Source organism: Labrys sp. E2SS-1L (assembly GCF_057073705.1).
The window spans coordinates 2003198-2024533 of sequence record NZ_CP172712.1 but is presented as its reverse complement, the minus strand read 5'-3'; the positions used below and the strand labels follow the sequence as shown (position 1 = coordinate 2024533).

At 63.0% G+C, this 21336-nt stretch carries 25 protein-coding genes and 1 tRNA gene; 12 read left to right on the top strand and 14 right to left on the bottom strand.

Going from position 1 to position 21336, the window contains the following annotated elements; genetic code table 11:
• Positions 1-87: 87 nt before the first annotated feature.
• The 4 genes from ACIGJE_RS09355 (at position 88) to ACIGJE_RS09340 (ending at position 2717) form a co-directional block, all read left to right on the top strand.
• Entirely contained in the window at positions 88-1113 is a 1026-nt protein-coding gene (locus ACIGJE_RS09355; RefSeq protein ID WP_311942720.1) for a hydroxyacid dehydrogenase, read from the top strand.
• 124 nt (positions 1114-1237) lie between these two features.
• Positions 1238-1729, top strand: a complete 492-nt coding sequence (locus ACIGJE_RS09350; RefSeq protein ID WP_311942721.1) for an acyl-CoA thioesterase — start codon at positions 1238-1240, stop codon at positions 1727-1729.
• A 159-nt stretch (positions 1730-1888) separates the two neighbouring features.
• On the top strand, positions 1889-2488 hold the full coding sequence (locus tag ACIGJE_RS09345; protein WP_483679886.1) for a nitroreductase family protein: 600 nt from the start codon (positions 1889-1891) through the stop codon (positions 2486-2488).
• A gap of 154 nt (positions 2489-2642) precedes the next feature.
• Positions 2643-2717, top strand: a tRNA-Gly gene (locus tag ACIGJE_RS09340).
• A 131-nt stretch (positions 2718-2848) separates the two neighbouring features.
• Here the strand turns inward: ACIGJE_RS09340 and ACIGJE_RS09335 are convergent.
• Entirely contained in the window at positions 2849-3274 is a 426-nt protein-coding gene (locus tag ACIGJE_RS09335) for a septal ring lytic transglycosylase RlpA family protein (RefSeq protein ID WP_483679884.1), read from the bottom strand.
• A 200-nt stretch (positions 3275-3474) separates the two neighbouring features.
• Between ACIGJE_RS09335 and ACIGJE_RS09330 the strand changes: the two genes are divergently transcribed.
• The 3 genes from ACIGJE_RS09330 to ACIGJE_RS09320 all read left to right on the top strand — a co-directional run bounded on the left by ACIGJE_RS09330 (position 3475) and on the right by ACIGJE_RS09320 (position 4708).
• A complete protein-coding gene (locus tag ACIGJE_RS09330) occupies positions 3475-3666 on the top strand; it encodes a CsbD family protein (RefSeq protein WP_311942729.1) in 192 nt (63 codons plus the stop codon).
• A gap of 35 nt (positions 3667-3701) precedes the next feature.
• Positions 3702-3962, top strand: a complete 261-nt coding sequence (locus tag ACIGJE_RS09325; protein ID WP_105864168.1) for a GlsB/YeaQ/YmgE family stress response membrane protein — start codon at positions 3702-3704, stop codon at positions 3960-3962.
• A gap of 593 nt (positions 3963-4555) precedes the next feature.
• Positions 4556-4708, top strand: a complete 153-nt coding sequence (locus tag ACIGJE_RS09320; protein WP_483679881.1) for a hypothetical protein — start codon at positions 4556-4558, stop codon at positions 4706-4708.
• 42 nt (positions 4709-4750) lie between these two features.
• Here ACIGJE_RS09320 and ACIGJE_RS09315 read toward each other — a convergent pair whose 3' ends face one another.
• From ACIGJE_RS09315 to ACIGJE_RS09260, 12 genes are all read right to left on the bottom strand, one after another.
• Positions 4751-5713 (bottom strand): threonine ammonia-lyase, encoded by a 963-nt coding sequence (locus ACIGJE_RS09315; protein WP_394310664.1) that lies wholly within the window; start codon positions 5711-5713, stop codon positions 4751-4753.
• A 38-nt stretch (positions 5714-5751) separates the two neighbouring features.
• A complete protein-coding gene (locus tag ACIGJE_RS09310) occupies positions 5752-6480 on the bottom strand; it encodes an amino acid ABC transporter ATP-binding protein (RefSeq protein WP_311942740.1) in 729 nt (242 codons plus the stop codon).
• A complete protein-coding gene (locus ACIGJE_RS09305) occupies positions 6477-7211 on the bottom strand; it encodes an ABC transporter permease (protein WP_311942743.1) in 735 nt (244 codons plus the stop codon). Before ACIGJE_RS09305 ends, ACIGJE_RS09310 begins: the two co-directional genes overlap by 4 nt.
• Positions 7212-7219: 8 nt before the next feature.
• Complete coding sequence (locus tag ACIGJE_RS09300) at positions 7220-7885, bottom strand: ABC transporter permease (RefSeq protein ID WP_311942746.1); 666 nt, start codon at positions 7883-7885, stop codon at positions 7220-7222.
• A gap of 114 nt (positions 7886-7999) precedes the next feature.
• Entirely contained in the window at positions 8000-8788 is a 789-nt protein-coding gene (locus tag ACIGJE_RS09295; protein WP_068288259.1) for a transporter substrate-binding domain-containing protein, read from the bottom strand.
• A gap of 70 nt (positions 8789-8858) precedes the next feature.
• Complete coding sequence (locus ACIGJE_RS09290; protein ID WP_440726093.1) at positions 8859-9821, bottom strand: ornithine cyclodeaminase family protein; 963 nt, start codon at positions 9819-9821, stop codon at positions 8859-8861.
• A complete protein-coding gene (locus ACIGJE_RS09285) occupies positions 9818-10420 on the bottom strand; it encodes a helix-turn-helix transcriptional regulator (RefSeq protein WP_483679877.1) in 603 nt (200 codons plus the stop codon). Before ACIGJE_RS09285 ends, ACIGJE_RS09290 begins: the two co-directional genes overlap by 4 nt.
• A 132-nt stretch (positions 10421-10552) precedes the next feature.
• Positions 10553-11710 carry a M20 metallopeptidase family protein gene (locus tag ACIGJE_RS09280; protein ID WP_483679875.1) on the bottom strand — a complete coding sequence of 386 codons (1158 nt, stop codon included), beginning with the start codon at positions 11708-11710 and terminating at the stop codon, positions 10553-10555.
• A gap of 156 nt (positions 11711-11866) precedes the next feature.
• Positions 11867-12868 carry an ABC transporter ATP-binding protein gene (locus ACIGJE_RS09275; RefSeq protein WP_415080370.1) on the bottom strand — a complete coding sequence of 334 codons (1002 nt, stop codon included), beginning with the start codon at positions 12866-12868 and terminating at the stop codon, positions 11867-11869.
• 164 nt (positions 12869-13032) lie between these two features.
• Positions 13033-13872 carry a carbohydrate ABC transporter permease gene (locus ACIGJE_RS09270; RefSeq protein WP_311942760.1) on the bottom strand — a complete coding sequence of 280 codons (840 nt, stop codon included), beginning with the start codon at positions 13870-13872 and terminating at the stop codon, positions 13033-13035.
• 10 nt (positions 13873-13882) lie between these two features.
• Positions 13883-14815, bottom strand: a complete 933-nt coding sequence (locus ACIGJE_RS09265) for a carbohydrate ABC transporter permease (protein ID WP_311942763.1) — start codon at positions 14813-14815, stop codon at positions 13883-13885.
• A 92-nt stretch (positions 14816-14907) separates the two neighbouring features.
• A complete protein-coding gene (locus ACIGJE_RS09260; protein ID WP_415080368.1) occupies positions 14908-16164 on the bottom strand; it encodes an ABC transporter substrate-binding protein in 1257 nt (418 codons plus the stop codon).
• Between the two features lie 372 nt (positions 16165-16536).
• On the opposite strand from ACIGJE_RS09260, the gene ACIGJE_RS09255 reads away from it, so the two are divergent.
• From ACIGJE_RS09255 to ACIGJE_RS09235, 5 genes are all read left to right on the top strand, one after another.
• The gene (locus ACIGJE_RS09255) at positions 16537-17439 is read left to right on the top strand and encodes a glucosamine kinase nucleotide-binding domain-containing protein (RefSeq protein ID WP_415080367.1); all 903 of its coding nucleotides are present in this window, start codon (positions 16537-16539) and stop codon (positions 17437-17439) included.
• A gap of 80 nt (positions 17440-17519) precedes the next feature.
• Positions 17520-18302 carry a GntR family transcriptional regulator gene (locus tag ACIGJE_RS09250; RefSeq protein WP_415080366.1) on the top strand — a complete coding sequence of 261 codons (783 nt, stop codon included), beginning with the start codon at positions 17520-17522 and terminating at the stop codon, positions 18300-18302.
• A gap of 14 nt (positions 18303-18316) precedes the next feature.
• The gene (locus tag ACIGJE_RS09245) at positions 18317-19327 is read left to right on the top strand and encodes an SIS domain-containing protein (protein ID WP_415080481.1); all 1011 of its coding nucleotides are present in this window, start codon (positions 18317-18319) and stop codon (positions 19325-19327) included.
• The gene (gene nagA, locus ACIGJE_RS09240; RefSeq protein WP_415080365.1) at positions 19324-20496 is read left to right on the top strand and encodes an N-acetylglucosamine-6-phosphate deacetylase; all 1173 of its coding nucleotides are present in this window, start codon (positions 19324-19326) and stop codon (positions 20494-20496) included. The genes ACIGJE_RS09245 and nagA overlap by 4 nt, the downstream gene beginning before the upstream one ends.
• Before the next feature lie 253 nt (positions 20497-20749).
• Positions 20750-20986, top strand: a complete 237-nt coding sequence (locus tag ACIGJE_RS09235) for a hypothetical protein (RefSeq protein ID WP_311942777.1) — start codon at positions 20750-20752, stop codon at positions 20984-20986.
• A 92-nt stretch (positions 20987-21078) separates the two neighbouring features.
• On the opposite strand, the gene ACIGJE_RS09230 is transcribed toward ACIGJE_RS09235, so the two are convergent.
• A complete protein-coding gene (locus ACIGJE_RS09230) occupies positions 21079-21270 on the bottom strand; it encodes a hypothetical protein (RefSeq protein WP_068288216.1) in 192 nt (63 codons plus the stop codon).
• Positions 21271-21336: the final 66 nt, after the last annotated feature.

The following is a 21336-nucleotide window of genomic DNA, read 5'->3' as shown; positions in this document are numbered from 1 at the left end:
CTCTGCCGTCAAACCCTTATGGTCTGACCATTGCAGACTCCGTCGCGACCCTTCATGCTTTGCGGGTTTCCGTGCACAGGACCTGCCATGGCCACGCCCGTCATTCTCGTCGACCCCCTACCGCGTACGCTCGAACAGATCATGGCACCATCGGTGCGAGCCCGCCTCGAACGCCTCGGACGCCTGGTCATCAGCGAGGCCAGGCCGATGAACGACGACGAGATCGAGGCGCTGCTGCCCCATGCCGTGGCCATCATCGGGCAGACGGCAATGTCCGCCGAAAGGCTCGAGCGGGCCCCGCGGCTCAAAGCCATCATCAATGTCGAGACCAATTTCCTGCCCAATATCGATTATGCCGCCTGCCAGGCGCGCGGCATCTGGGTGCTGACACCGGCCTCCGCTTTCGCAGCCCCGGTGGCGGAAGCCACGCTCGGCCTCGCCCTCGACCTCGCCCGCGGCATCAGTGCCGCCGACCGCGCCTTCCGGGCCGGCACCGAGACCTATGGCCTGGAAGCCAATCTCGACACCATCCGCTTCGAGGGCGCCCCGGTCGGCATCATCGGCTTCGGGGATCTCGGCCGCAAATTCCGCGAACTCATCCGCCCGTTCCGCAACGAGGTCAGGGTCTATGATCCCTGGCTGCCGGCGGAAACGATCGAGCGGCTGGATTGCCGGCAAACCGATTTGGATGAGTTGCTGGAACGCAGCCGCTTTGTCGTGGTTTTCGCCGCCCCCACCACGGAAAACGCCCATTTCATCGGCGCCCCGCACTTTGCCCGCATGCAGAAGGGCTCGGCCTTCCTCTTGATGAGCCGGGCGGCGGTCGTCGATTTCCCGGCCATGATCGCGGCCGCGTGCAGCGGCCATATCCGTGTGGCCACCGACGTCTTCCCGGTCGAGCCAGTCCCGGCCGACGATCCGATGCGGACCACGCCGAACATGGTGTTCTCGGCCCATCGCACCGGTGGCACCAGGGATGCCCTGTTCGAGATCGGCAGCATGGCGGTCGCCGATCTCGAGCTCATCCTCAAGGACCTGTCGCCGCAGCTCTGCCGCCGCGCGGATCCCTCCATCGCAGGCCGCTTGCGTTCCCAGCCGGTGAGCAAGACCTGATCGAAAAAAGCTTCCAGCCATTGCCTATGCCTGGGCCCCATGTCGGGAAATCCCGCGTGCGTTTGAGGTCCTGCAGATTTCTCCATTACACTCGGCGGCGAGCAACCTAGCCTGGGAAAACGCCATGGATCGCCGCCGCCTCGAAATGACCGTGCTGATGACACCGGACATGGCCAATTTCAGCGGCAAGGTGCATGGCGGCGCACTGCTCAACCTGCTCGACCGTGTCGCCTTCTCCTGCGCCTCGCGCTTCTCGGGCCAGTATGCGGTGACGCTGTCCGTCGACCAGGTGATGTTCAAGGAGCCGATCCAGGTGGGCGAACTCGTTACCTTCCTGGCCTCGATCAACCATGCCGGGCGGACATCGATGGAGGTCGGCATCCGGGTTGAAGCGGAGAACATCCGCTCCGGCACCCGTCGCCACACCAATTCCTGCTATTTCACCATGGTGGCAGTGGACGATGAGGGCCGCCCCTCGGCCGTACCGGTTCTGGAAGTGAAAGGGCCGACCGAGGAACGACGCTATCGGGCAGCGGAACTGCGGCGGACCCTGCGTCGCGAGATCGCCGCCCGCCTGGAAGCCGTGGCCGAGACCGGCGTTGACAGCGGAGGCTGACAGTCACCGCGAGCGACATATCAATTTCATCGAACCTAACGATCGAGATTATGCAGGTTTTCGGCATGTCCATTTCAGGGCATGCAGATCTGCAGTCGAGGCTGCATTCAGGCGCCTCTTCCGCTTTGGCAAATTTTCATTGAGAGAGAAATTCTTCTCATGTCCAAGACCTTTATCGACCACGTCAAGACCCGCCGCACGCAATATGCCCTGGGCAAAACGCTGCCCAAGAGCGAGGAAGAGATTTCACTGCTGATCCAGGACGTGATCAAGCATGTGCCTTCCTCCTTCAATTCGCAGAGTTCGCGCGCCGTGATCCTGTTCGGCAAGCAGAGCGACAAGTTCTGGCACCTGACCAAGGAAATCCTGCGCAAGATCGTGCCCGCCGACAGCTTCGCCTCGACCGAAGGCAAGATGGATGCTTTCGCCGCCGGCGCCGGCACCGTGCTGTTCTTCGAGGATCAGGACGTGGTGAAGAGCCTGCAGGAGCAGTTCCCGCTCTATGCCGACGCCTTCCCGGCCTTCTCCGAGCAGTCCGGCGGCATGGCGCAGTTCGCCGTGTGGACGGCCCTGGCCGAGCACGGCATCGGCGCCAGCCTGCAGCACTATGCCCCGCTGGTCGACGAGGCCGTGCAGAAGGAATGGCATGTGCCCAAGTCCTGGAAGCTGCGCGCCCAGATGCCCTTCGGCTCCAACGAGCAGCCCTTCCCCGAGAAGAGCTTCATGAACGACAATGATCGCTTCAAGGTCTACAGCTGAGAGCGGCTGGCGCCGCGACCCGGCGCAATGAGCCGATAGTTGCGAGATCGTCAGGCCCGGCCTTGAGCCGGGCCTTGTCACATTCAATGAAAAGAGCAGGGGCGGCCTTGATCCATCCCTGAGAAACAGGCTACAAGATCGCAGCAATCGCTGCGCGGGTGTAGTTCAGAGGTAGAACGTCAGCTTCCCAAGCTGAATGTCGTGGGTTCGATTCCCATCGCCCGCTCCAAAATCCTCCTGGCAACAATGGTCAAGTAGCCATTGCGCGCTTGGGGCAAGCCGGTCGCACAAAGTCCCGGACGCAAAGGTACCCCTCCAGGCCAAGGGGGGTGAAGATGCTGCTGTCCATGCAGCCGTTGGCTATCGTCGACGAGGCGGGAGCCTTGGCGGCGAGTTGCCCTTATCCGAGACCTGGGAAGACGCCGCAATCTTGGCGACTGAAACTCTCGTCGTGCCCATGCCGAGCATGCCGACGGCCTTGGCCGCTCCATAGGAGAGGTCGATCATGCGGCCACGCTTATGGGGGCCTCGATCGGTGACGCGGACGACAACGCTCTTGTGGTTCCTAAGGTTGGTAACGCGCAGCGTCGTTCCGAAAGGCAGGGTCCGATGGGCAGCCGTCAGCCCGGCTGGATTGAAGCGTTCGCCGTTGGCGGTACGGTGCCCTTTCAGCTCCCTACCGTAAAAGGATGCTGTATCCAGGGTTTCTGCATGTCCAGAGACCATAGCCATGAAGATGATTATCATGGAAAAGGCGAAAATTCCGCTTATGAGGCGCATACCCATCCAGTCAATTCCTTCTGTAATTGACGATTAATTACGGTAGGAATCGAATGGTTTCGATTTTGTTATCTCTCGATTGCGGCAATTTCGCTGCCACCGCTCACGTACTGCGGCGGATTAATCCATAAGCCAAAATCACTACGGAACCTCGAAAGGACACCAGCGTTTGTGAGCTGGGGGTCTGCATTCAAGGGAGTAACCGAGTGAACAGCACAACGGACAAGGTGAAGGGTATCGCCAACAAAGTGGCGGGTTCGGTGAAGGAAGGCGTCGGCAAGGCCGTGGGTAATCAGGAGATGGAAGCCGAAGGCGCGATTCAAAAAGCCAAAGGAGAGGTCCAGGAGGCCAAAGGCAAGGTCAAGGACGCGGTCAAATCGGTCATCGACAAGGCGTAAATCCCAGACAATCCGATAGAAGCGGAGGTGAAGGAATGGATCGTCCTGAAGTTGGCTGGATCGCTGCGATCATTATCGGCGGCTTGGCCGGTTGGCTGGCTGAGATGTTCATGAAGAGCAACACCGGCGTTCTCATGAACATCATTCTTGGCATCGTCGGTGCGGCCCTCGCCAGCTTTCTGCTGGGGTTGATAGGCGTGGGCTTCGGCGGGTGGCTGGGCTACCTCATCGCGGGCTTTATCGGCGCCTGCATCCTCATTGCGCTCGCGCGAATGCTAAGCGGTTCTCGCGTCTGACGCTCGAGGCCAGATGGGGTGAACGCCACCCCGTCTGGCTCTCGCGGAAATATGACGGAGGAAACGCCTTGGCACCGCCGGGCTTGCGCCGGATCTGCAGTCTGTCGGCATTCGAACGACCGAAGTCCTGGGTGATCCTCGAAAATGCCGAGGCATTTCGGCCTGGCCATCGGCTATCTTCACTTCGGAGGAGTCGAGAGCCATTGAGGATTTTGCTCGCAATCAAGGCGTCCGTCTGCGCTGGCCTATCCTCCATTCGGCTTTGAAATATCCGCATCATGTCCCTGCGGCCTTGACTATTTCACCCCTGGGTGTTACCGGTAAGTAACATCGATGGAGAATCAGGAGGCTTTCGGGGGAAGGGGGTTCTCGCCGATTTCAAGGGCTCCAAATAGCCAGCGAAACACGGATCTTTCTGTCCGCATTGCGCATGTTTTGAGCATGCGCTGATCAGCGTTGAGATCGGTGCAATTCTTATTCAATAACGAAATCATATTTAATTTTTAGCTTGCGTGAAATTTCATCGCGCTCGTGGAGCATGGAGCTTCCTCCTCGGAAGCATAGCCTCCCTATATTTTCAAGAGATTCCAGAAATGAAGATCATCATTACGTCTATTTTTCTATTTCTTAGCGCCGTCACCGCCATCACGCTCACGTCGGTATCGGCTGAGCCTGCGGGCGGCAGCACGGCCGTCACGCAGAATCAGGCCCACGCAGCCGCCCACAGCGCGGGTTCCTTCGTCTAATCGATCAACGGCCCAGTTCGATCCACGGATTGGGCCGTTTCTTCAGCTGAATACGGCCTTGACCAGCTTGTCCCGGTCGTAATTGGCCCCGCACAGCAGCACCACGTTGACCTGGTCGCGGCAGGCGTCCGCGACCTTGGCGAACCCCGCCAGGGCCAGGCCGGCAGAGCCTTCCACCAGCATGTTCTCCTTGAAGGCGAGGTCGCGGAGGGCGGCGGCAATCTCTTCTTCCGAGCAGATGATCGTCTCGTCCACCACGGCCCGCGCCAGCTCGAGCGTGATCGTCTCCTCGGCAAGCCCGCCGGCGACGCCGTCCGCCAGTGTCTCCAGATGCTCGGTCTCGACCACCTTGCCCGCTGCCATCGACAGGGCAAGCGCGCAGGAGTTGCGGGCCGCGACGCCATAGACGCGCGCACGGGGCAGGAAGCTCTTCAGCACACTGCCGATACCGCTGATCAGGCCCCCGCCCCCCATGGCAATGAAGACATTGTCGATGTCCGGGTGCTGTTCCAGGAGTTCCAGCCCGATGGTGCCCTGCCCGGCGACGACGTCGGGATCGTCATAGGCCGAGATATATTCATACCCCTTGTCGCGGGCGAGCTCGAGCGCGTGCTGCTCCGCATACCAGGTCTCCGCACCATGCAGCCGCGTCTCCACGCCATAGGAGCGGATGCGGGCGAGCTTGGCGGCGGCTACCGTCTCAGGCAACACCACGGTCAGGTCCCGCCCGAAGGAACGGGCGGCCTGGGAAGAACCGATGCCGTGATTGCCGGACGAGGCGGTGACGAGATGTCGGCCCGGCGCCATCGCCGAGATCTTGGCGCTGGCACCCCGGATCTTGAAGGAGCCGGTCAGCTGGAAATTCTCTGCCTTGAAGAAGAGCCGGCCGCCTGCTTCGGCGCCGATCTGCCGGGACGGCAGCAGCGGCGTCTCGTAGATATGGGCCTTGATGCGCTGTCGCGCCTGCACCGAGCGGGCGGCCGAGGCCAGAACGTCTGGATTCATGACACTATTCTCCTTGGCCGAGGCCTCGCCAGGCCGGGTCAATGCCGCGCGATCTGGCGCAGGAAATCCCGGGTGCGGGCGTGTTGCGGATTTTCAAAAAAAGCCTGAGGCCCTGCACTTTCCACGATCCGGCCGCCATCGAGGAAGACCACGCGGTCGGCCACATTCCTGGCAAAGCCCATCTCATGGGTGACAATGACCATGGTCAGCCCCTCGCGCGAAAGGTCGATCATCACATCGAGCACTTCCTTCACCATTTCGGGATCGAGGGCGGAGGTCGGCTCGTCGAACAGCATCACCTTCGGCGACATGCACAGCGCCCGGGCGATCGCTACGCGCTGCTGCTGGCCGCCGGAGAGTTGGCCTGGATAGGAAGCCGCCTTGTCGGCGAGCCGCATGCGCTCCAGCATCGCCATGGCGAGTTCCGCCGCCTCCCTGCGGCCGAGCCTATGCACACGGCGGGGTGCCAGCATCAAATTCTCGAGCGCCGTCTTGTGCGGGAACAGGTTGAACTGCTGGAACACCATGCCGACCTCGCCGGCGAGATCGAGCACGTTGGAGCAGTCCCGCGCCAAGGCATGGCCGGCGATGCGGATATCACCGCCGCTGCGCGTCTCCAGGCCGTTGAGGCAGCGAATGAAGGTGGATTTGCCCGAGCCCGACGGGCCGCACAGCACCACCCGCTCGCCCGCCTTCATCGACAGGCTGACGCCCTTGAGCACGGCATGGGGGCCATAGGATTTGGTGAGATTGTCGGCCTGGATCACGACGCCACCTCCGCAGGCCGGCGGCCAGCCGCCGCTGCCTTGCTGGAACCGAGGCCGGTCGAGCGGAACAACGCACTCTCGCTCACCCGGAAGATGAGGCTGAAGACGAAGCCCACCAGGAGATAGACGAGGCCGGCGACGATGAACACTTCGAAGGGCGCATAGGTCTTGGCGGTAAAGGCCCGCGCCGCGCCCGTCATCTCCATCACGGTCACCGCGCTCGCCAGCGAGCTCGCCTTCAGCACGAGGATGATCTCGTTGCCGATCGAGGGAAAGATCGCCCGATAGGTCTGCGGCAATACGACATCGATGAAGGTACGCCGGCGCGACAGGCCGAGCGAGATGCAGGCCTCGAACTGCCCGGCCGGTATCTTGCGAATGCCGCCGGTGATCACCTCGGCGACATAGGCCGAAGAATTAATGCCGATCGCCAGGATGGCGCAATAGACCGGATCGCGCAGGATCGGCCAGAACACGCTGCTGCGCACGGCAGGGAACTGCGCGAGGCCGTAATAGAGGATGAAGAGCTGCACCAGGAGCGGGCTGCCGCGCAGCAGGAAGGTGTAGAGCCAGGTCGCCCCGCGCAGCAGCCGGAACTTCGAGACCCGGCCCAGGGCGACCGGCAGCGCCACCAGCTGCCCGACCGCAAAGGCAGCCAAGGTGATCAGCAGCGTCAGCTTGAGCCCGGTCAGGACGACGGGAATGGCGCGAAGCAGCATTTCCAAGGACATGTCGCCTCCTATCGCATCCAGGTCAGGCGGCTGTTGCCGAAGCTCAGCACGGCGGTCGAGACGGTGGTGATCAAGACGAAAAGGGCCGCGACGATGAGATAGAAGGTCATCGGCTGGTGGGTGGCGCCGGCCGCCACCACGCCCTTGCGCATCAATTCCTCCAGCCCGACGATGGAGACCAGCGCGCTTTCCTTCAGGATGACCAGCCATTGATTGCCAAGGCCGGGAAGCGCGTGGGAGAACATCTGCGGCAGGATGATCTTGCGGAACAATTGGCCCTGCTTGAGGCCGAGGCTGCGCGCCGCCTCCCATTGCCCCGGAGGAATGGTCTGCAAGGCACCGCGCAGGATCTCGGTCAGATAGGCGCCCGACACGAAGGACAGCGCCGCGATGCCTGCCGCCAGCGCGCTGACCTCGACATAGTCTCCCGCCAGTCCGGTGAGCAGCACCGTCCCGCCATAGAACACCAGGAAGATCACCAGCAGTTCCGGCAGGCCGCGAATGACGGCCACATAGGAGGCCACCAGCCAGCGCAGGGGCCTGGGACCGGAGCTCCAGGCGAAGACGGCGGCCACGGCAAGAACGAACCCGACCACGAAGCTGCCGACGGCCACCTGCAGGGTGACGAGAAGCCCCTGAAGGAGTTGCGGAAGATAGGTTGAAACCACGGACATCGGAGGGATCTCGCTTCGGGAGCCCGCTGGAGTGGCGCTCCCCCTCCCCTTTAGGGAGAGGGGGCAAGCATCCCATCGGCTCAAGGCGCTACGCGGCGGCGCCGGCGCTTACACTCATTTCTTCTTGAAGGAGACGTCGTATTTGAACCACTTCTCCGAAAGCTTGGCGACCGTGCCGTCGGCGAGCATGGCGTTGACGGCCTCGTCTATCCGCTTTTTCAGATCATCCTTGCCCTTCTTCAGGGCGATGGCCTGGCCCCGGCCGAACTCGGCATAGTCGGCACTGGTGATCAGCGGGCCGGCGATGGTGATGCCGCTGTCCTTGCGGGATGCCATCATGCCTTCCCAGGCGGAACGTTCCATCAGGCCGGCATCGAGGCGGCCGGCGACGATATCGTCGGCGACCTGCTCGGCCCGGTCATAGAGACGGACGTCGGCATCCTTGAAATGGGCCCGGATCACCGCCTCATGGGTCGAGCCCGTCTGCGCACCGATCACCTTGCCGGCCAGCCCCTCTTCGAGAGCCTTGGTGTCCTTGGCCTGGGCGACGGGACTACCGGCGGCGACGACGATGTTGTTGGGCGCGTCGGCGTAGGGTGCCGAGAAATCGACCTGCTTCTCGCGCTCGTCATTGATCGACAGGCCCGAGATGATCAGATCGTATTTGCCGACCTGCAGGCCCGGCAGCAGGCCGTCGAAAGCCTGGTTGGCCCAGCTGCAGTCGGCACCGATGCGCTTGCAGACCTCGTTGCCGATGTCACGATCGAAGCCGACGATCTCATTGGCGGCATCGACGGACTCCCAGGGCGGAAAATCCGCACTGGAGGCGATGCGCAGGCTCTCCGCCTTCGCAGCCGAAACGCTCAGCAACGCAGCGAGCGAAACCAACAATACTCTCTTCACGGCAGTCCCCTCTAGAAAAACGAATGGTTGCGGGCATGGCAACAGGCCGCCCAGTCGATGAAAAATCCCCTCACATCACCAGATCGGGCACCCGCTGCAGGGCTGTTCTGGTGATGGCGATGTCCTGGGTGGCCAGACCGGTGAGGTCGGCAATGGTGATCGCGTCGCTGGAACCGCGCCCCGGCTTCGATCCGTTCAGGATGGCGCCGAGTTCGAGGCAGTCCTCCTGTCGGAACAGGCCGGCCTGGAAGGCGGCGGCGAATTCGCCATGGTCGAGGCTCTGGCTGGCGAGATCGGCGACCAGCAGATCCGCCCGTGCCACCAGGGCCAGGTCCAGTTCCTGCTTGCCGGGGGCGTCAGCTCCGACGGCGGTGATGTGGGTGCCAGGCGTGACCCATTCGCTCGCGACATAGGGTGTGGTCGAGGGCGTGGTAGCGATGATCACGTCGGCCGAGCGACAGGCCTCTTCCAGATCGGCCGCCACCGAGACGTCGATGGGCGAACCGGCGAATTCGTCGGCGAGTTCGCGGGCCTTCTGCACCGAACGGCCCCAGACCAGGAACTGCACGGGACGCTTGGCCAGCGCCGCAGCGGCGCGGATCTGGAAGCGCGCCTGCGTACCGGTGCCGAGCACGGCGAAGACTTCGCTGTCGGGGCGGCAGAGGGCGAAGGTGGCAACGGCGCCGCCGATGCCGGTGCGCAGATTGGTGAGCCAGCCTTCATCGTTGAGGATGGCGACGGTGGCACCGGTGACGGCCGAAATCGCGATCATCATGCCGCTGCTCGACGGCAGGCCGCGCTTGGGATTGTCGTAGAAACCGGAAGCGATCTTGACCACGAAGATCGGGTCGCCGGCGATATAGCCATATTTGATGTGGCAATCGGCATTCTGCGCGGGCAGCCCGAGATAGCCGACCGGCGGCACATTGGCCCGGCCGTCCGCGACGGCGACATAGGCATCGGTGATGGCTGAGATGGCGGCGGCATCGATCGAAACCAGCTCCTGGAGCTGGGCCAGCGAAAGGCTAATCATTTCTCGTTTCTCAAATATTTGTAGACCGTCGCGCGCCCCATGCCGAGCACGCGCGAGATATAGGCGGCGGCGTTCTTGCCGCTGAAGGCGCCGCTGTCGGCAAGAGCAGTGACCAGATCCTTGCGATCGGCATGGGTCATCGAGGAAATCGTGACGTTGCGCCCCTGCGTCCATTGCCGGATGAACTCGTTGATCCTTTCGTGCCAGTCTTCCTTGAACAGGGCATCCGGCCGGTAATGCGGCTCGGGCACGCGCACCAGCGCCGACAAGGTCTGCATCACGGCGTGGAAGTCGGAGACGTTGACATTGATGCACATCGCGCCCAGCGGAGCGCCTGCCTCGTCGCGCAGAACGACGGTGATCGACTTGAGGGCCCGGCCATCCCAGTTGACCTTCTCATAGGGACCGATCACCGGGTTCTGGCTATCGAAATCGACCTCGTGCAGCAGCGAGGGCTCGCCCAGCACGCGCTTGGAGAAATTGCCGGCGATGTAGACGGCCTTGTCGGTGGCGAGCTCATGCAGGACCACCTCGACATAGGGCTGGAACAGTGCCGCGATGGCGTCGCAGATCGGGCGATAGCGATGAAGGCTGTCCATAGGCATCCGATCCAAGCGTCATCCCCTATCGCGGCGGTTGGCGCGGCTTCTCGATGAAGCTCGCCATGCCATCGCCATCCCGGCCGCAACGGTAGGTCTCAAGAACAAAAAAGTCTACAAAAGATTTTATGTCTACGACAATGCCTGTTCGGCCGTGGCTGAAAGAAGGCGGACGCCAGTGCCGATGATGGCATCGTTGAAATCGTAGTCGGGCTGGTGAAGCCGGCCATTCCGATCCGATGGGCCATTGCCGATCCAGGCATAGGCGCCCGGCAGATGCTCGAGAAAGGCGCCGAAATCGTCACCCGCCATGGTCGGCACGCCGAGATGCAAGGCGGGACTGCCGGGCAATGTGCGGGCAGCCCGGCGCATGATCTCGGCTTCGGCCGGCGTGTTGACCACGGGCGGGCTCGGCAGTTCGTCGAAGCCGATCTCGACCTCCGTCGCAGCGATCCTGGCCGCGGACTGAGCGACCTCCTCGACCCGCCCCCTCAACAGGGCCAGGATCTCCGGGCGCAGGCCGCGGAAAGTGCCGGCCAAAGTGGCTTCGCGCGAAATCACGTTCTGGGCAAAGCCACCCTGGAACGAGCCGACGGTGACGACGGCCGCCTCGAGCGGATTGACGGCCCGGCCCACCGCCTGCTGGATGCCGGTGACGAAATGGCTGCCGGCCAGCACGGGATCGCCGGTCATGTGCGGCATGGCGGCGTGGCCGCCGGGCGCCTTGAACTTCAGGGTGAATTCCCCCGCCCCAGCCATTACCGGGCCGTCATGAACGATCACCTCGCCGGCCGGCACATCCGGCCAATTGTGCAGGCCGAAAATATTGCGGGCGGGGAAGCGCTCGAGCAGGCCGGCATCCAGCATGAGCTGGGCGCCGCCATAGCGCTCCTCCGCCGGCTGGAACACCAGATAGACCGTGCCGCGAAAACGGCGGGTCAGCGAGAGATAGGACGCCGCCCCCAGAAGCATGGTCATGTGGCCGTCATGGCCGCAGGCGTGCATGGCGCCGGGGATCTGCGAGCGATGGCCGAAGCTGTTGTGCTCATCCATGGCGAGGGCATCCATGTCGGCACGCAGGGCCACGCCGGGGCCCTCCCCGCTCCCTTCGACGACGCCGACCACGCCATAACCGCCGACGCCGGTATGGACGGGAATTCCCATTTCGGTCAGCCTTTCGGCAACGAAGGCCGAGGTCCAGGCTTCCTCGCGGGAGATCTCCGGATGACGATGCAGATCGTGCCGCATTGCGATCAGGCGAGGCAGGGCATCTTCGACGATGTCGGTCATTGCAGGATTCATCCGTCAAATGGCAAGCATAGACGAACTAGTCCACAATAAATGTTTTGTCTACATGCACGAGAGACGACGGCGAGGCCGTATGCCGGTTTTCTCAGCTCCGTCGGCATGGCGACGGAGCGGGACCGGCACACCGAACCGTGCCACTCAGCCGCGCAGGCGCTTGCCGTTCTCGTCGAAGCGCAAGGTCCTCGTCGCATCGGGCGTGGCGTAGATGGTGGCGCCCGGCTCGACCTGATACTCGCCGGAGAGCCGCACGGTGATCGAGCCTGCCTTCTCGGTATCGAGGTAGAGATAGGTGTCGGCACCCAGATGCTCGGCATAAACGACCGTGCCCTTCCAGTCGCCGGCCTCGCGGCTGACGGAGACATGCTCGGGCCTCACGCCGATCGTCTTGACGCTCTCGCCCAGGCGCGCACCATCGACGAAATTCATCTTGGGCGAGCCGATGAAGCCGGCGACGAAGGTGTTGTCGGGGTCGTTGTAGAGATGCATGGGAGCGCCGACCTGCTCGATATGGCCGGCATTCAGCACCACGATCTTGTCGGCCAGGGTCATGGCCTCGACCTGGTCGTGGGTGACGTAGATCATCGTCGCCTTGAGGCGCTGGTGGAGCTGGGCAATCTCGATGCGGGTATTGACGCGCAGCGCCGCATCGAGATTGGACAGGGGCTCATCGAACAGGAAGAGCTTGGGCTCGCGCACCACGGCGCGGCCGATGGCGACGCGCTGGCGCTGGCCGCCAGAGAGTTCGGACGGCCGGCGGTCGAGATAGGGCTCGAGCGCGAGCATGGCCGAGGAAGCCTTGATGCGCTTGTCGATCTCGGCGGCCGCCTCGCCGGCCTGCTTGAGGCCAAGGCCCATATTGTTGCGCACGGTGAGATGGGGATAGAGCGCATAGCTCTGGAACACCATGGCGATGCCGCGCTTGGCCGGCGGCACGTCGTTGACGCGCTGGCCATCGATCTTCACGCCCCCGGAGGTCGTGTCCTCCAGCCCCGCGATGATGCGCAGCAGCGTGGACTTGCCGCAGCCCGACGGTCCAACGAAGACGACGAATTCGCCGTCTTTCACATCCAGGTTTATCCCCTTGAGGATATCAACCGAGCCGAATGATTTCTTCACATTCTCGATATTCAGCGAACCCATGATACTTCCCCTGAAGTTTGCCTGTGGGGCGCATGCGCGCTTCTTCATCCGCTCGATGCGGACCACGAAAAAATTTCATCGCAGATTGAGCGACCGGATACCTTGAGCCGGCTCATCACCGGGCCGTCTCGCGCAAAGCGGGCGGCATGGCGTGACGCCAGGCTCTATTTGACAGCGCCCGAGGTGATGCCGCGGATGAGCTGCCGCGAGAAGATCACATAGAGCACCAGCACCGGCAGGATGGCGAGCGACAGCGCCGCCAGCACGGCATTCCAGTTGGTGACGAACTGCCCGATGAAGACCTGGGTACCCAGCGTGATGGTCTTGGTCTTCTCGCCTGGCGCCAGGATCAGCGGGAACCACAGATCATTCCAGATCGGGATCATGGTGAAGACCGCGACGGTCGCCATGGCCGGCCGTACCAGCGGCAGGACGAGGCGGAAGAAGATGCGGTATTCCGACAATCCATCGATGCGCCCGGCATTCTTGAGATCGTCCGAGACCTGCTTCATGAACTCGGACAGGATGAAGACCGCCAGCGGCAGGCCCTGGGCCGTATAGACCAGGATGAGCGCCGTCAGCGTGTTGACCAGGCCCGTGGCGACCATAAGCTGCAGGATGGCGACGGTGCCGAGCCTGATCGGGATCATGATGCCCAAAGCCAGGTAGAGCCCCATCAGCGTGTTGCCCCTGAAGCGATACTCGGCGAGCGCGAAGGCCGCCATGCCGCCGAGCAGCAGCACGAAGAACAGGGAGACCACCGTGACGATCATGCTGTTCTGGAAGTAGAGGAAGAAGTCGCCCTGGGCGAGCACGGTCTTGTAGCCGATGGCGTCGAAGGTCGCCGGCCCCGGCGGTGTCAGGGGCGAGCGGAAGATCGCGTCCCTCGACTTGAAGGAGTTGATCAGGATCAGGATCACCGGAAACAGGGCGATCACGGTGTAGGTGATCAGCACCGTATGGGCTGCGATCGAACGGGCCGGAGAGTGCGTGGCTTTGCTCATGTCGATCTCCTCAGAACTGATAGCGCCGCAGCCGTGTCTGGATGGCGAAGAGATAGACGCACACGCCGGCCAGGATGATGAAGAACATCATGGAGGCGATGGTGGCGCCCATGTTCGGATCGCCGAGCTGCAGCTGGAAGCCGAAGAAGGTGCGGTAGAGGAAGGTGCCGAGAATGTCGGTGGCGTAGTTCGGCCCGGCCAGCGCGCCCTGCGCCGAATAGATCAGGTCGAAGGCATTGAAATTGCCGACGAAGGTGAGGATCGAGATGATGCCGATCGAAGGCAGGATCAGCGGCAGCTTGATCTTCCAGAACTGGGCGATGCCGGTAATGCCGTCCATCTCGGCCGCTTCGATCACCTCGTCGGGGATCGACAAGAGCGCGGCATAGATCAGCATCATGGGGATGCCGACGAACTGCCAGACCGAGACGAGGCCGAGCGTGGTCAGCGCATAGGCTTCCTTGCCGAGCAGCGGCGTGAACCAGCTCTTGAGGCCGATCAGGTCCAGCATCGAGGGTGCCACGCCCCAGAGCGGGGAAAGGATCAGCTTCCACACGAAGCCGACGATCACGAAGGACAGCACGGTCGGGATGAAGATCGCCGTGCGGTAGAAGGCGGCGAAGCGCAGCTTGGGATGGGAGAGCAGGGCCGCCAGCACGACGCCGATCGGGTTCTGCACCACCATGTGGATGAGGAAGAACCAGCAATTGTTGCGCAGGGCGTTCCAGAAGCTGGAGGCCCAGCGCGGGTCGCCGAACAGCGTGCGGAAATTGTCGAGTCCCGCGAAATTCGACACACCATCGACGGTCCGGAACAGCGAAAGCTGCAGGGTACCGATCAGCGGCAGGATCATCACGAGCGTGTAGATGATGACGGCCGGCGCCAGGAAAACCGGAATGTGCCAGCGGAACGCTTTTCTACTTGGTGAATCTTCGAGAGACATTGCAGCAATCCTCGCATGTGCGTTGCTGTTGTCGGAGATGGCGATGAGGGGGAGGATGGCCGCGCCGTCATCGAGGCGCGGCCGAGCCGAACTTACTTAGCCGGCTTATACCAACTGTCGAGCCCCTTCTGGAGCTTCTCGGCAGCTGCTTGCGGCGTGTCTACGCCGTTGATCACATTGGCGGATTCCACCCAGGTCTCGTTTTCGAGATTGGGCGTGCCGCGCGACAGGATCTTGTAGGTCGAGCGGATCGTCGACTTGCACTTGTTACGCCAGGACACGAATTCCTGCGCCAGCGGATTGTCGAGTTTCACCTCGCTCTTGGCGAGGCTGAAGAAGCCCGGCAAAGCATTGGCGTAGAGCGTGGCGAATTCCGGCGAGGCGATCCAGGCCAGCAGTTTCTTGGCCGCTTCCGGGTTCTTGCTCTTGGCGTTCAGGCCGAAGCCGATGTCGTTGTGGTCGGAGATGTAGCAGGTATCGCCGGCCTTGCGCACCGGTGGGGGGAAAGCGCCCATCTTGAACTGCGCCTGGGCACCGAAGGGGGAGATTTCCCAGGAGCCGGCCGGATAGATGGCGGCACGGCCGAGCGTGAACAGGTTCTGGCTGTCGGGATAGGTCTGCGCTTCGAAGCCGTCGCCCAGATAGGACTTCCACTTGGCCAGCGTGACGAAGGGCTCGACCCAATCGGCATCGGTCAGCTTCTGGGTGCCCTTGATCAGCGCCAGACGGCCGTCCTCGCCCTTCCAGTAGTTGGGCCCGATGTTCTGGTAGCCCATGGTGGCGGCTTCCCACAGATCCTTGGTGCCCATCGCCATCGGAACATAGGTGCCGTCCGCCTTGATCTTGTCGAGGGCGGCGAAGAACTCGTCCTCGGTCTGCGGCGGCTTGAGGCCGAGCTTGTCGAAGGCTTCCTTGTTGTAGATGAAGCCGTGGATCACCGAGGCGACCGGCACGCAGAAAGTGGTCTTGCCGTCGTCGGTCTGCCAGGCAGACTTGGACGTGTCGGTGAAATTGTCCATGCCCGGCAGGGTCGACAGATCCGTCAGCTGGCCCTTCTTGTAGAGCTCGAGCGAGGCATCGAAGGGACGGCAGGCAATCACGTCGCCGGCGGTGCCGGCATCGAGCTTGGCGTTGAGCGCGGCATTGTATTCCGGCGGCGCCGACGGGGTGAAGTTCACCTTGATGCCGGGATTGGCCTTCTCGAAGGCAGGGATCAGCTTTTCCTGCCAGATGGCAAGATCGTCATTGCGCCAGCTTTCGATGGTGAGGGTAGCGTCCTCGGCCCAGGCGGCCGTCGCGCTGAGAAAAGTAGTGCCCAGGAATAGGGCCGTCAAAAGTCGCTTCTTCATCCGTCTTCCTCCCTGTACCGGCCACTGCCTGGGCCGGCTCTGGTCGACCTTGCGGTACCCAGCCCCCGCCGGGATGCGCCGCTCATGCAGCCTTTCCGGCCGGCAACTGGCCTGCTGCCCGGAGACCCGAAGAACCTGCATGCCCGCAGGCCTCCGCTCGGCAGCGCCGGCCTAGGTCCGACCCCACCTCCCCGATAGGCCGGACAATACCAAATAAATACCACTTGTCCAGTGACCTCACATAACTTTTCTCGATGAAGCATCACATTTCGCATAAGTATCTGTTTTAACTTAGTTTAAATTTTTTGCCCAGAACACCTCTTGACGAGTGGTAGCTTATTGGTATTGTCTTTGCATAGGGAGAACACAGCAATGATGATCCTCGGCGTCGATGGTGGAGGCACGAGCTGCAGGGCGGCGCTCGCGACAGCCCAAAGCCAGATCATCGGCCGCGCCAAGGCCGGGTCGGCCAATATCCGCACGGATTTGAACGGGGCCTGCGAGAGCATCATGGTAGCCGTCGGCCAGGCCTTCGCCGCCGCCGGCCAGGATCCGGCCCATATTCCCGACACACCCGTCGTGCTCGGCCTGGCGGGCGCCAATATCGGAACCTATGCTGCCGAACTGCGGGCTCGGCTGCCCTTTCGCCGCTGCTTGATCGAGTCCGACGTGCTTATCGCCCTGGAAGGCGCGATCGGCGCGGGAGACGGCGCCATCGGCATCCTGGGCACGGGCAGCCACTATCTGGCGCGTCAGTCGGGCGAGATCCGCCGCCTGGGCGGCTGGGGTTTCCTGCTCGGTGACCAGGGCAGCGGCGCCAGGATCGGACGAGACCTGCTCGAGGAGGCACTGCTCGCCCATGACGGCATAGCCCCCCATACCTCCCTCCTGGATGCCGTTCTGACAGCGCATGGCAACGATCCGCAGGCGATCGTGGAGTTCACCAAATCCGCTCAGCCCCGTGATTTCGGAACTTTCGCGCCGATGGTCTTCGACTATCTCGAGCGCGGAGATCCAGCGGCGGACAGGATCGTCGAGAGGGCCGTCTCGGCGGTCGAGGCTTCCCTGGACGCCCTTGCGCTTGCCAACGCGACGCCCCGTTGCTTATTGGGCGGCCTGGCAACGCTGGTCGGACCTCGCCTGCCCCCGAAACACCGGGAGCGGCTCGTGCCTCCTCTGCAGGACGCGTTGGGCGGCGCAGTATCCATGGCTGCCCGATTATTCGGCCTCGAGCGGTCATTGTCGGATGGCAAACAGGGACTGATGCAGCCATGATCGCCAGGCAGTTGAGTCACGCCGAACTCTTGCCCTCCTACAGGGAGCAGGCCCGGGAATTCGGCTTGGAAAGGCAAGCCATGAGTGACGCCGTCGACCTCATCTTCCGCTCCCTCGCCGATGCCAAGGGCAGCAACGCGCCGCTCTATCTGCAATTGCGCAAATCGATCGAGGAAGCCGTGCGGGACGGTGTCCTGGCCGCAGGCGACGCGCTCCCTTCCGAGCGCGACATCGCCATGAAGGCCGATATTTCGCGCGTCACCGTGCGCAAGGCGCTGCAGAACCTGGTCGAACAGGGCGTGCTGATCCAGCGTCACGGTTCCGGCACCTTCGTCGCGCCCCGGGTCGAGCGCGTCGAGCAATCCCTGTCGCGCCTGACATCCTTCACCGAGGACATGGCGCGGCGCGGCAAGCTGGTACAATCGGTCTGGCTCGAGCGCGGCCTCTATGTGCCCTCGCCGCAGGAGACGATGATCCTCGGTCTGACCGCCAACGAGATGGTGGCGCGTGTGAACCGTCTGCGCTTTGCCAATGAAGCCGCCGTCGCGATCGAACGTGCCTCGATCGGGGCCTCGCTGCTGCCGAACCCGGAAGCAGTCGGCTCTTCGCTCTACGCCGCCCTTGCCGAGCATGGCAACAAGCCGGTCCGCGCCGTCCAGCGCATCTCCGCCGCCAATCTCGGGCCGGAGGATGCCCAGCTTCTGCGCGTACCTCCCGGAGCCGCCAGCCTCAACATCGAGCGCGTCTCCTATCTGCCGAGTGGCAAGGTGGTTGAATTCACCCGGTCGATCTACCGGGGCGATACCTATGATTTCGTAGCGGAATTGCGTCTGGCCGAGCCCAGCGAAGGAGAAGCACTGTGACAACAGAGACCCATATGCGCCGCGAGGTGCTGGAAATTCCCCAGGCCGTCGCGCGCCTGTTCGAACAATCCGCCACCGAGATGGAGCGGGCGGGCACCGCGCTGAAGGCCGTCGATCCGCGCGTCCTCGTCACCGTGGCCCGCGGCTCCTCCGACCATGCCGCCTCTTTTATCAAATATGCGGTCGAATTGACCACCGGCGTGCCGGTCGCCTCGCTCGGCCCCTCGATCGCTTCGATCTACCAGGCGCCACTCAAGCTCGCCGGCGCCGCCAGCCTTTCCATCTCGCAGTCCGGCAAGAGCCCCGACATCGTCGCCATGGCGGAAACGGTGCGCCGCAGCGGCGCCGTCGCCGTTGCCCTCACCAACACGGCAGGCTCGCCCCTGGCGCTCGCGGCCGATCACGCCATCGATATCGCCGCCGGCACCGAGAAGAGCGTTGCCGCGACCAAGACCTTCGTGAACTCCGCCGTGGCCGGCCTCGGCGTCCTCGCCCACTGGGCCGGCGACAAGGCGCTGCTGTCAGCCCTTCAGGACCTGCCCCGTCATCTTGAGCAGGCTGTCGCTTGCGATTGGACCACCTTCGCCGATGCCCTTGACGGCACTTCTTCGGTCTTCGTGCTCGGCCGCGGACCGGCCCTGGCGATCGCCAACGAGGTGGCCCTGAAGTTCAAGGAGACCTGCTCGGTGCACGCGGAAGCCTATAGCGGCGCCGAGGTCATGCATGGCCCGATGGCGCTGGTCGGGCCCGGTTTCCCGGTGCTGGCCCTGGCGGCTCGCGACAAGGCGGAAAGCTCGATCATCGGTGCCGCCGACGCGCTGGCGGCCAAGGGGGCCGCTGCCTTCATCACCGCCGACGGCGCCAGGCAAGCCGCCCGCCTGCCCTTCGCAGCCACCGGCCACCCGCTGACCGACCCGCTGGTGCTGATCGCTTCCTTCTACGCCTTCGTCGAGGCCTTCGCCCGTCGTCGCGGCCTCAATCCCGACGAGCCCCGCAATCTGCGCAAGGTCACGGAGACGGTATGAGCATGCAATCGGCCCTGCTCGCCCCGCGCATCTTCGATGGCGAGGCCTGGCACCAGGATGCCGCCGTGATCGTCGATGGCGAGCACATCGAGGCGATCGTGCCGCGCAGCGCCGTGCCGGCACGCATGGCGGTCGAGACGATCGAGACGGGTTTCATCGCCCCCGGCTTCATCGACCTCCAGGTCAATGGCGGCGGCGGTGTGATGCTGAATGACAGCCGCGACGCCGAAACCATCGCCACCATCTGCGCGGCCCACGCCCAGTTCGGCACCACGGCCCTGCTGGCGACCCTGATCACCGACACGCCCGCCATCACCGCCGAGGCCCTCGAGGCTGGCGCGGAGGCCGAACGACGGAAGGTGCCGGGTTTCCTCGGCCTGCATATCGAGGGGCCGCACCTGGCCGTTTCACGCAAAGGCGCGCATGATCCGCAATTGATCCGCCCGATGGAGGAGACCGATCTCGCTAGGCTGATTGCCGCCAGAGGCCAGGTTCCCGTCCTGCTCACGACGGTCGCGACGGAATCGGTAACGCCGGCCCAGATTCGCCGCCTCGCGGAGGCCGGTCTGGTCGTCAGCATCGGCCATTCCGACGCCGAATATGGCGACGTGGTCGCAGCCGCGGAAGCCGGTGCCTCCATGGCCACGCATCTGTTCAACGCCATGAGCCAGATCAAGAATCGCGAGCCGGGACTTGCCGGCACGGCGATCGCACTCGGCGGCCTCTCCGCCGGGCTGGTAGCCGACGGTATCCATGTCGACCCCATCACCATCGACATCGCGCTACGGGCCAAGAAGCAACCCGGCCGGATCTTCCTGGTCACGGACGCCATGGCCACTATCGGCACGGATATGCGGCAGTTCACGCTCAATGGCCGTGTGATCAAACGCGAAAACGGCCGCCTGACCCTCGATGACGGCACTCTCGCAGGCGCCGATCTCGACATGATTTCGGCCGTGCGTTTCATGCATGAGCGGATCGGCCTCGATCTCGGCGAAGCCCTGCGCATGGCCTCGCTTTATCCGGCCATGGCCGTTGGCATGGACCGACATTATGGCCGCCTCGATCGGGGCAGCCGGTCCGACATGGTCGTGCTGACGGATGATCTGGCGATCGCTTCGGTCCGGATCGGCGGATCGGCAGTTTTCCGCTCGGGAACGCCACGTTGATACAATAAAAAATAGATGCATACTGATACGCTTCCTGGAAAGAATTGGCCAGGAAGCGTTTCCATTTCTATATTATGGCCGGACTCTATCGCGACAACCGACTCGTATATTTTTTATGCCTTTGCGTCAGCATGATATCTCTGCTTGTCATTGGCTTAAAAAAATTCTCAGGTGATATATTTCATATCACGCCCATGTCACAGCCTTTCGTCATAGGGAAGGCAATTGTTAGACTTGGGCATTGGATGGTTGGATGAGCGATCCTTCGGACCCGCTCGGAAGTGGAGACGGCTCGGTCGTCACGCCGCTTCTTACGAAATTTCGCGGCCTCACTTCACCGGGACATCGGCAATTTGCCGTGGCCGAATTCGAATTCGCGGATGGGGCGATCATCCGCATCCCCATCGCCAGCGATGCCGTGGCCTCCTTCAACGATGCCTTGGTGGTGTGGATGTCGAAGGGCAATGCGGCTGGTGCGATCGTGCATTGAGCCGTCATGCCGAAAAGCCGGCTGACTTTCGCTTGAGAGAAAGCGTTGAAGCGACAAGTTCAGGCAAACCGTCCATAGCGGCGAAGGCGGCTTCAGCCATGCAGATGGCGCCTGCCCCATTTGCGCTCGGACAGCTCGGCGTTGCAGCGTTCCTGTTTCCTGTGCCAGAGATAGCCCGACAGGATAACCGCGCCGATGGCAATATCGGCGGCGAGAACCTTGAACAGGGCCGGCATCCAGAGGGCTGCCAGCAAGGCACTGGCATCGACGGCAAGACTGGTCATCGGAACAACTCCCTCAATCGTCCCAAACCAGCACTGAACCTACGCCCCGACCCCGGCATTTTGATG

Bases quoted from the DNA above. Each gene is read 5' to 3' on its own strand.
- ACIGJE_RS09350 (WP_311942721.1), top strand. From the start codon at position 1,238: ATGGATCGCCGCCGCCTCGAAATGACCGTGCTGATGACACCGGACATG.
- ACIGJE_RS09335 (WP_483679884.1), bottom strand. From the start codon at position 3,274: ATGGGTATGCGCCTCATAAGCGGAATTTTCGCCTTTTCCATGATAATC.
- nagA (WP_415080365.1), top strand. From the start codon at position 19,324: ATGAGCATGCAATCGGCCCTGCTCGCCCCGCGCATCTTCGATGGCGAG.
- ACIGJE_RS09315 (WP_394310664.1), bottom strand. From the start codon at position 5,713: ATGAATCCAGACGTTCTGGCCTCGGCCGCCCGCTCGGTGCAGGCGCGA.
- ACIGJE_RS09260 (WP_415080368.1), bottom strand. From the start codon at position 16,164: ATGAAGAAGCGACTTTTGACGGCCCTATTCCTGGGCACTACTTTTCTC.
- ACIGJE_RS09300 (WP_311942746.1), bottom strand. From the start codon at position 7,885: ATGTCCGTGGTTTCAACCTATCTTCCGCAACTCCTTCAGGGGCTTCTC.
- ACIGJE_RS09235 (WP_311942777.1), top strand. From the start codon at position 20,750: ATGAGCGATCCTTCGGACCCGCTCGGAAGTGGAGACGGCTCGGTCGTC.
- ACIGJE_RS09270 (WP_311942760.1), bottom strand. From the start codon at position 13,872: ATGAGCAAAGCCACGCACTCTCCGGCCCGTTCGATCGCAGCCCATACG.
- ACIGJE_RS09255 (WP_415080367.1), top strand. From the start codon at position 16,537: ATGATGATCCTCGGCGTCGATGGTGGAGGCACGAGCTGCAGGGCGGCG.
- ACIGJE_RS09290 (WP_440726093.1), bottom strand. From the start codon at position 9,821: ATGATTAGCCTTTCGCTGGCCCAGCTCCAGGAGCTGGTTTCGATCGAT.
- ACIGJE_RS09320 (WP_483679881.1), top strand. From the start codon at position 4,556: ATGAAGATCATCATTACGTCTATTTTTCTATTTCTTAGCGCCGTCACC.
- ACIGJE_RS09280 (WP_483679875.1), bottom strand. From the start codon at position 11,710: ATGACCGACATCGTCGAAGATGCCCTGCCTCGCCTGATCGCAATGCGG.
- ACIGJE_RS09325 (WP_105864168.1), top strand. From the start codon at position 3,702: ATGGATCGTCCTGAAGTTGGCTGGATCGCTGCGATCATTATCGGCGGC.
- ACIGJE_RS09245 (WP_415080481.1), top strand. From the start codon at position 18,317: ATGCGCCGCGAGGTGCTGGAAATTCCCCAGGCCGTCGCGCGCCTGTTC.
- ACIGJE_RS09230 (WP_068288216.1), bottom strand. From the start codon at position 21,270: ATGACCAGTCTTGCCGTCGATGCCAGTGCCTTGCTGGCAGCCCTCTGG.
- ACIGJE_RS09265 (WP_311942763.1), bottom strand. From the start codon at position 14,815: ATGTCTCTCGAAGATTCACCAAGTAGAAAAGCGTTCCGCTGGCACATT.
- ACIGJE_RS09345 (WP_483679886.1), top strand. From the start codon at position 1,889: ATGTCCAAGACCTTTATCGACCACGTCAAGACCCGCCGCACGCAATAT.
- ACIGJE_RS09355 (WP_311942720.1), top strand. From the start codon at position 88: ATGGCCACGCCCGTCATTCTCGTCGACCCCCTACCGCGTACGCTCGAA.
- ACIGJE_RS09285 (WP_483679877.1), bottom strand. From the start codon at position 10,420: ATGGACAGCCTTCATCGCTATCGCCCGATCTGCGACGCCATCGCGGCA.
- ACIGJE_RS09275 (WP_415080370.1), bottom strand. From the start codon at position 12,868: ATGGGTTCGCTGAATATCGAGAATGTGAAGAAATCATTCGGCTCGGTT.
- ACIGJE_RS09305 (WP_311942743.1), bottom strand. From the start codon at position 7,211: ATGTCCTTGGAAATGCTGCTTCGCGCCATTCCCGTCGTCCTGACCGGG.
- ACIGJE_RS09250 (WP_415080366.1), top strand. From the start codon at position 17,520: ATGAGTGACGCCGTCGACCTCATCTTCCGCTCCCTCGCCGATGCCAAG.